Raw genomic sequence first — 7,547 nt, 5'->3', positions numbered from 1 at the left:
GCCGGAACACGCCGGCCGCGGCCAGTCGCGGCAGCACCGTGGCGGCATCCAGGCTGCCGTCGTCCAGCGCGTCGGCGTGCTGCTCCAGCCACGCCCTCAGATCGGTCGGCAGCAACGGCCCTGCGGATCGCGCCGTCATTGCGCGCCGCTCCAGGCGTAGTCGCGCAACTGTTCGTTCAACGGCGTCTGCGCCAGGTTGTTGCCGAAGTTGCAAATGGTGGCCAGCCCCACGCCCACGATGACTTCCAGCGCGTTGCCATCCGTGTAGCCGGCGTCGCGCAAGGCTTGCAGGGCCTCGTCGCTGACGCGGCCGCGCGTCTGGATCACGGCCTCGGTGAAGGCGGCCAGGGCTTGCAAGCGTTCATCCGGCAGCACGCCCTGGGCCCGCAGGGCTTCCACCACTTCAGGCGACAGCCTGGCCTTGTTGCGCGCCAGCGCCGTGTGCCCCGCCACGCAAAATGTGCAGCCGTGGCGCGTGCCGGCCACCAATTGCACAACCTCGCGCTCTTGCAAGGTCAGGCCGGCGCGCGCATTGATCTGCGAGAGTGTCTGATAAGCCTCCAACGCCACCGGCGCATTCGCCAGCACGCCCAGCAGGTTGGACAGGTAGCCCGCGCCCTGCTCCGCGGCAGCCAGCGCGGCGCGCGTCGGTTCGGGAGCGCTTTGCGCGGTATGGACGGGCAGACGGGACATGAAGATCTCCTGCGGGTTATCGTTGAAGACATGATTGTGCTCGCGTCGGACGGCAAGCGACAATGCGCGAAGATCGCAACTTGATGCTCGATCTTATCGACTTTCAGCTATGCGCTTATAACCAAACGTATGCCCCGATGATGCCCGCAAACTGCGCCGGTCCATTGACCATATCAGCTACCGACCAAGCCGCCGTCGACGCCCTGCTGCTGTCCAGCCTGGAGGTCCAATCCAGCCTGTACCACCTGGGCCAATACTGCGGCAATTGGTCCGCCAGCACCAGTGGGCGCGCACGCGCGAGCTTCCATCTGATCCTGCACGGCCGCTGCCAGGTCGACGTGGACGACGGCCGGGACAGGCTCACGCTGGGCGCGGGCGATGGCATCTTCTTCCTTCGCGACATTGCGCATGCGCTGACGCCGCTGGAACCGGCCGCGGGAGGCGCGCAGCGCGCGGCCATGGAACCTCTGTTGCCGCGCCAGGCCGACAGCACGGGCCTGGCCTGCGGCTTCTTCCAGTTCCGGCCCGGACTGGCGGACCTGCTGGCCGACACTTTGCCCGACTACCTGGTCCTGCGCGCCGGCGACGAACGCTTCCGCACGGCGCGCGGCGTATTCGAGTTGATCCTGGGAGAAACGGCCCGCGAGCCGGGCGCTTCGTCCGTGGTACTGGAACGGCTGACCGACCTGCTGATTTTCTTCATGTTGCGCCATCTGGCCATCCATGACCGCCAGGCTTACGGCTTGTTCGTGCTGGCCCGCGACCCCGCCATGGCCGGACTGCTGCAAGCCATCCTGGCCGAGCCCGCCAAAACCTGGAGCATGCAGGACATGGCCGACCGCGTGCATATGTCCAAGGCCACCTTCCACCGCCGCTTCACCCTGCAAAGCGGCACCACGCCCGCGCAGCTGCTGCAATTGCTGCGCATGCGGGTGGCGCGGCGCCACCTGGAACATGGCATGGGCATCCAGGACGCCGCCGAACGGGTCGGCTACCAATCGCAGGCCGCCTTCAGCCGCGCATTCCAGCGCACCGAAGGCGTTGCGCCATCGGCCTTGCGCAAGCGCCTCACTACGCTCACCAGCAGCGCATGAGCCTCAGCCCAGGCCCAGCAGCAGATCGGCCAGCAAGGCCGGATGCGTGATGTGCGCTTCGTGCGGCGCGGCGATGTCGACCCAGTTCCAGCCCGCTTGGGACTTCACCAGTTTGCGCGATTCGTCCAGCACCGCCAGCTCGGGCTGGGTGCAATGGATGTAGGTGCGGGCCACGCCATTGCCGATGGGGTTCTTCAGGTTCAGCGGCGTGGTGTAGCTGGCCAGCGGATGCGCGGTCAGGCGGCGCTTGACCCAGTCATGGTCCGCGCTGCCCGGCGTGAACCCCCAGGCCGCGGGCAGCGGATCGGGAATCGGCACAGCCAGTCCATCGGTGGCCTTCGAGGCCGCGGCGATGCGGGCATCGGCATCCGCCTTCGGATACACCGAAAACGCATTTTGGCCGCTTTGCAGCACGATGGCGTCGAAGTACACCAGATGCGCCAGCCGCTGCGGAATCCGGTCGGCCACGCCGGTAATGGGAATGCCGCCGAAGCTATGGCCCACCAGGATCACGTCCTTCAGCTCCTGGGTCTCGATGACCTGGACCAGGTCCTCGACAAAGGTATCGATGGTGATGGTCTTGCTCAGCAGGTGGGCGCGGTCGCCCATGCCGGTGTAGCTGGGCGCGTACACGCGATGGCCGGCCGCCAGCAGGCGGTCCGCCACCGGACGCCAGCACCAGCCGCCATGCCATGAGCCGTGGGCCAGGACGTAGTTCCGGGCCTGCCTGGCGGGAGCGGCCGGAACTGCCGCCCCGGCCGCTCCCGCTGCTGCCAGCGCGGGCAAGCCCGCGGCCAGCTTCAACCAGGTTCTGCGGGGAAGCATCGTCATGGCTTACACCTGCGCCAGCGCCTGATCCAGATCCGCCAGCAGGTCGTCGATGTGCTCGATGCCGATGGACAGGCGCACGGTTTCCTCGCGCACGCCCGCCTTCTGCAGCTCTTCGGGATTGAGCTGGCGGTGCGTGGTGGACGCGGGATGCGTGGCCAGCGACTTGGAGTCGCCGATGTTGACCAGGCGGGTGAACAGCTGCAGCGCATCCTGGAAGCGCGCGCCGGCCTCGCGGCCGCCCTTCACGCCGAAGGTGAACAAGCCGGGTGCCTTGCCGCCCAGGTACTTCTGCGCCAGGGCGTGGTCGGGATGGTCCGGCAGGCCGGCGTAGTTGACCCATTCCACCTTGGGATGCTCGCGCAGGTAGTTGGCGATCTTGACGGTGTTCTCGACGATGCGGTCGACGCGCAGCGCCAGGGTCTCGATGCCTTGCAGGATCTGGAACGAATTGAAGGGCGAAATCGCCGCGCCGGTATTGCGCAGCGGCACCACCCGGGCGCGGCCAATGTAGGCGGCCGCGCCGAAGGCTTCGGTGTAGACCACGCCGTGGTAGCTGACGTCCGGCGTGTTCAGGCGCTTGAAGCGCTCCTTGTGCTCGCCCCAAGGGAACTTGCCCGAGTCGATGATGGCGCCGCCCAGGCTGGTGCCATGGCCGCCCAGGTACTTGGTCAGCGACTGCACCACGATATCGGCGCCGTGCTCGATGGGACGCAGCAGGTAAGGCGACGGCACGGTGTTGTCGACGATCAGCGGCAGGCCGTGGCGGTGCGCCAGTTCGGCCAATGCGGCGATGTCGGTGATGTTGCCCAAGGGGTTGCCGACCGATTCCGCGAAGATCGCCTTGGTGCGGTCATCGATCTGGGCTTCGAAGGCGGCCAGGTCGGACGGATTGGCGAAACGCGTGGTGATGCCATACTGCGGCAGCGTGTGCGCAAACAGGTTGTAGGTGCCGCCATACAGCGTGCTGGACGAGACGATGTTGTCGCCCGCTTCGGCGATGGTCAGGATGGCGTAGGTCACCGCAGCCTGGCCCGAAGCCAGCGCCAGCGCGGCGATGCCGCCTTCCAGGGCCGCCACGCGCTGCTCCAGCACGTCGGTGGTCGGGTTCATGATGCGGGTGTAGATGTTGCCCGGCACCTTGAGGTCGAACAGATCGGCGCCATGCTGCGTGTCGTCGAACGCATAGGCCACGGTCTGGTAGATGGGCACGGCCACGGCGCGCGTGGTCGGATCGGGGCGATAGCCGCCATGCACGGCAATGGTCTCAAGCCGCCACGGCTTATTCGATTGGGTCACGCGTGTCTCCTTGTTGATGCTTATGGCGAGGTATGCAGTCCAGGCCGGATTGTAGTTATGCGGGCGGGATATGGATACCGCCAGGCGCTCATAACCATATCACCGCAGGCTCGCCTTTCAGAAGCGCTCGTCCATCAGCGCCGGCATCACGATTTCCCGCACGAACGACGCATCGGACAGATTCAGCAGCGTGCGCGTCATCGCCACCACGTCGTGCACCGGTATCAAGCCGCCCTCGCCCCGCTGGCTGGCGGCGTCGCGCGGCACATCCATGCCGTCTTCCGTGTTCAGGTAGCCCAATTGCAGGCAGGTCACCGCCAGCCTTCGCGCCCTGAAGTTCTCGCGCAAGGCGTCGGCGATGCCCCGCAGCGCGTACTTGGACGCGCCGAAGGTCACTTCGGGGCGGCCGCTGCCGGCCAGTCCCGAGGTGGAGCCGGTCAGGATGATCTGCGGCTTGCGCGCGCCGAGGACGCGGGGAATCAGCCGTTGCAGCAACAGGATGGTAGCGGTGACGTTGATGTCCACCATGCGCGCGATTTCCTTGGGCGAGTCCGCCAGGAAGTCGTAGTGCTCGCTGAAGGCGTGTTCTTCCCAAACCCCCAGGTTGTAGAGAATGGCATCGAGTTCATCCGGCGCCTGCGCCGCGATCTGCTGGACGGCGGCCTCGGGCCGTGACAGGTCGGCCTCGATCCAGCGCAGTTCGCAGCCAGGCGCAACGGCGATATCCTGCGGCGCGCGGCGGGCCACGCCCACGATCAGCGCGGCATCCTGGCCCAGTCCCTCCACGAATGCCCTGCCCAGTCCCTTGCTGGCGCCCACCACCATGATCCGCATTGCTACCTCCGTCCGATCACGCCCGGGAAAGCGCCAAGCTCCCCCGCGGCAACGACGCCCGGTATAGCACGATCCCTGGCGAATTCACGCAATGCCCGCAAGCGACGGCGGGCATTGCGCCGTCAACGCGCCGCGCCCTGCAGCCACGCCGGCCGTGGCGCGGCATCCAGCCAGTTCTTGACGATCAGCCCCAGCTCCGTGTCGCCCGAGATCCGCAGCCGGCGTTGGAAGAACAAGGTATCGGCGTCCGTCTCGGAACGCATCAAGGCCAGCAGATCGGCGAGTCTGGCACCCAGTTCCAGTTCAGCGGCCGCGCCGCTCCATACCGGGCGAAAAGCGCCCTGGCGCACGGCGAAGCTGCTGCGCAGGCCCAGGTCCTCGACGGTGATGGCGAAGCTGCGGCCTTCCAGTTCGGCTGGCGGCGTCAGCCACTTCAGGCGCCGCGCCAGTTCCAGCCCCGCGGTGAAATGCAGCGAGACAAACGGCGCGGGCAGGCGCCGGCCCAGCCTGGCGAACACGCCGGGCACTTGAATCGCTGCGCTCATGCGGCAGCCTCCAACAGATCGATGCCGGGCTTTCCGTGGAAATAGCCGTTGCAGCGGACCATGCCCGCAGGCGGCTGCGCCTCCAGCGGCGCCAGGCCGCGCCGCGTCGCATCCAGCGCGGCGATCGCTTCCAGCGTGCCGGCTGATTGCGGACTCACCCGCAGCACCTGCACGCCCATCGCAGCAAGCTCCGGCGCCTGCGACAGCAGATCCAGACAGGCGCCCGACTGCACCTGGATGCCGTTGATCGCCAGGAAGTCGCGCGATTCCCGCGTGCGCATGTCCAGCCCGTCCGGATGCTCAATGCAGCGAAAGCCGCAATCGTCCTTCTTCAGGCGGAAGTGCCGCGCCGTGAAGCAGCGCGCCGAGAATGCCAGCGCCATGCGGCCCCACACCATGACTTCCGCCTCCAGGCCGGCGGGCTTTTCGGCCATCAGGCGGGAGAGCGTCTTGCTGTCCATTTCCAGCGGCGCGACGAAGCGCGCCGCTCCGCGCCCGGCCAGCCATTCCAGGGTGCCGCCGTGGTAGGCATTGATGTGGGGACCGGCCACGAAGGCGCGGCCGTTCAGGTGCCGCACCGCGCCCAGCTCGCCAGCCTCGACCATGAAGTCGTCCTGCCCGCAGAGCTTTTTCAGCGCGCTGGCTTCCGCGCCGGTCTCGATCAGGGTGCGGCCCGACAGCACCACCGTCTTGCCCGCGTCGCGCAGGTCGCGCGCAAGCTCCAGCCAATCCTCGGCGCGCAGCTCGTGCCTGCGGCTACAGACGGTTTCGCCCACGTAGATGATGTCGGCGGGGCTGTCGGCCAAGGCCGCGTAGAAATCCAGCGTGTGCTGGCGCGGCCAGTAGTACTGCAGCGGTGCGACCGAGATCCGGTATGCGCTAGGTTTCATTTCCATGGACGTTCGAATGCGCCTTGCGTGACTTGGGAACCCTCGGAATGGCGCGCCAGCATGGCGTTCCATTCGGGACGGGGAGAAAAGCGGGAGGCGTCCGCGTGCGCGCCATCCAAGGCCGCGCGCAGCGTCGACACCACCTGGGTGACATAGGCCGGGCTGCGCTGCCGCCCTTCGATCTTGATCGCCGACACGCCCATCTCCGCCAGGCGCGGCAACAGGCCGATGGCGTTCAGGCTGGTGGGCTCCTCCAGCGCGTGGTCGGCCTGGCCGTCCACGTCGAAGCGGCCTTTGCACAGGGTGGGATAGGCCGCCGGTTCGCCCGGCTCGTAGCGGTCGATCAGGATGCCGTTCAGGCGCGCGTCCATGCGGCCGTTCTCTTCCGACCAGCGCACCGCATGCGCGGGCGAACAGACGCCCTTGTTGTTGGGGGAATCGCCGGTGGCGTACGACGACAGCAGGCAACGGCCCTCGGCCATGACGCACAGGCTGCCGAAGCCGAACACCTCGACCTCGACGCTGACGTTGGCGCAGATGCGCGCGATCTCGGCCAGGGTCAGGACCCGCGGCAGCACCACGCGGCGGATGCCGAACTGTTCCTTCATCAGCTCGATGGCGTCGGCGTGGGTGGCGGAGCCCTGCACCGACAGGTGCAGGCGCAGGTCGGGATAACGATCGCTGGTGTAGGCCAGGAGCCCGGCGTCGGCCATGATGACGGCATCGGCGCCCAGCCCGTGGGCCGCGTCCACGGCGGCGCGCCACTCCGGCGCCCTGCCCGCCTGCACGAAGGTGTTGATGGCGAACAGCACTTGCCGCCCGCGGCTGTGGGCCAGCTCGACGCCCGCGCGGATATCGCCTTCGGTGAAGTTGAGCCCGGCGAAGTTGCGGGCATTGGTGGCGTTCTTGAGCCCGAGGTAGACGGTGTCGGCGCCGGCGTCGATGGCGGCCTTCAGCGCGGCCAGGCTGCCGGCGGGGGCCACGAGCTCCATGGGAGAGGTTCGAGTTTCCATGCCGGCCAGTCTATGGGGCCGCCACGCCCCCGGCCTTGTCGCAGATCAAACGGCGCATGCTGAGCGCCGCACGCGGCCCTATTCTTCTGTGTACAGCCCGTGTTCGACGGCATACACCGCGACCTGCACGCGGCTGGTCAGGTTCAGTTTCTTGAGCACGTTCTGCACGTGGATCTTGACCGTGCTTTCGCTCACGTCCAGTTCGCGGGCGATGACCTTGTTGCTGGCGCCGCGCGCCAGCCATTGCACGATCTGGGTCTCGCGCGCGGTCAGGCGGTGGCGCTCGGCGTTTCCCCCCGGCTGCGGCGCCTGCGCGGCCAGGCTGCCGGCGGGGGCCACGAGCTCCATGGG

The 7,547-nt window shown here is 67.7% G+C and carries 9 protein-coding genes; 1 reads left to right on the top strand and 8 read right to left on the bottom strand.

The window, feature by feature from the left end:
• Nucleotides 1-135: 135 nt before the first annotated feature.
• Complete coding sequence (locus VIR09_RS19475) at nucleotides 136-693, bottom strand: carboxymuconolactone decarboxylase family protein (protein WP_332014357.1); 558 nt, start codon at nucleotides 691-693, stop codon at nucleotides 136-138.
• Nucleotides 694-857: 164 nt separating this feature from the next.
• Between VIR09_RS19475 and VIR09_RS19470 the strand changes: the two genes are divergently transcribed.
• On the top strand, nucleotides 858-1,787 hold the full coding sequence (locus VIR09_RS19470) for an AraC family transcriptional regulator (protein WP_332014356.1): 930 nt from the start codon (nucleotides 858-860) through the stop codon (nucleotides 1,785-1,787).
• Nucleotides 1,788-1,790: 3 nt separating this feature from the next.
• On the opposite strand, the gene VIR09_RS19465 is transcribed toward VIR09_RS19470, so the two are convergent.
• The 7 genes from VIR09_RS19465 to VIR09_RS19435 form a co-directional block, all read right to left on the bottom strand.
• Nucleotides 1,791-2,618, bottom strand: coding sequence for an alpha/beta fold hydrolase (locus VIR09_RS19465; protein WP_332014355.1), 828 nt, complete (start codon nucleotides 2,616-2,618; stop codon nucleotides 1,791-1,793).
• A 3-nt stretch (nucleotides 2,619-2,621) separates the two neighbouring features.
• Nucleotides 2,622-3,914: an O-acetylhomoserine aminocarboxypropyltransferase/cysteine synthase family protein gene (locus VIR09_RS19460; RefSeq protein WP_207467693.1), complete on the bottom strand. Its 1,293-nt coding sequence runs from the start codon at nucleotides 3,912-3,914 to the stop codon at nucleotides 2,622-2,624.
• A gap of 117 nt (nucleotides 3,915-4,031) precedes the next feature.
• A complete protein-coding gene (locus VIR09_RS19455) occupies nucleotides 4,032-4,748 on the bottom strand; it encodes an SDR family oxidoreductase (RefSeq protein ID WP_332014354.1) in 717 nt (238 codons plus the stop codon).
• Between the two features lie 122 nt (nucleotides 4,749-4,870).
• Nucleotides 4,871-5,293, bottom strand: a complete 423-nt coding sequence (ubiT, locus tag VIR09_RS19450; protein ID WP_332014353.1) for a ubiquinone anaerobic biosynthesis accessory factor UbiT — start codon at nucleotides 5,291-5,293, stop codon at nucleotides 4,871-4,873.
• On the bottom strand, nucleotides 5,290-6,183 hold the full coding sequence (locus VIR09_RS19445; RefSeq protein ID WP_332014352.1) for a U32 family peptidase: 894 nt from the start codon (nucleotides 6,181-6,183) through the stop codon (nucleotides 5,290-5,292). The genes ubiT and VIR09_RS19445 overlap by 4 nt, the downstream gene beginning before the upstream one ends.
• On the bottom strand, nucleotides 6,180-7,196 hold the full coding sequence (gene ubiU, locus VIR09_RS19440) for a ubiquinone anaerobic biosynthesis protein UbiU (protein ID WP_332014351.1): 1,017 nt from the start codon (nucleotides 7,194-7,196) through the stop codon (nucleotides 6,180-6,182). The genes VIR09_RS19445 and ubiU overlap by 4 nt, the downstream gene beginning before the upstream one ends.
• A gap of 78 nt (nucleotides 7,197-7,274) precedes the next feature.
• Nucleotides 7,275-7,547 (bottom strand): response regulator transcription factor (locus tag VIR09_RS19435; protein WP_332014350.1); only part of this gene is annotated, 273 nt, incomplete at its 5' end.

The sequence above is a fragment of the Achromobacter sp. genome, assembly GCF_036567245.1.
Taxonomy (GTDB): Bacteria; Pseudomonadota; Gammaproteobacteria; order Burkholderiales; family Burkholderiaceae_B; genus Achromobacter.
The sequence above is the reverse complement of the archived record's forward strand: the minus strand, read 5'-3'. Positions and strand labels throughout refer to the sequence as shown.

What these genes read in the sequence shown, in the direction of transcription:
- VIR09_RS19475 (WP_332014357.1), bottom strand. Translation starts at nt 693, where the DNA reads ATGTCCCGTCTGCCCGTCCATACCGCGCAAAGCGCTCCCGAACCGACG.
- VIR09_RS19455 (WP_332014354.1), bottom strand. Translation starts at nt 4,748, where the DNA reads ATGCGGATCATGGTGGTGGGCGCCAGCAAGGGACTGGGCAGGGCATTC.
- ubiU (WP_332014351.1), bottom strand. Translation starts at nt 7,196, where the DNA reads ATGGAAACTCGAACCTCTCCCATGGAGCTCGTGGCCCCCGCCGGCAGC.
- VIR09_RS19445 (WP_332014352.1), bottom strand. Translation starts at nt 6,183, where the DNA reads ATGAAACCTAGCGCATACCGGATCTCGGTCGCACCGCTGCAGTACTAC.
- VIR09_RS19465 (WP_332014355.1), bottom strand. Translation starts at nt 2,618, where the DNA reads ATGACGATGCTTCCCCGCAGAACCTGGTTGAAGCTGGCCGCGGGCTTG.
- ubiT (WP_332014353.1), bottom strand. Translation starts at nt 5,293, where the DNA reads ATGAGCGCAGCGATTCAAGTGCCCGGCGTGTTCGCCAGGCTGGGCCGG.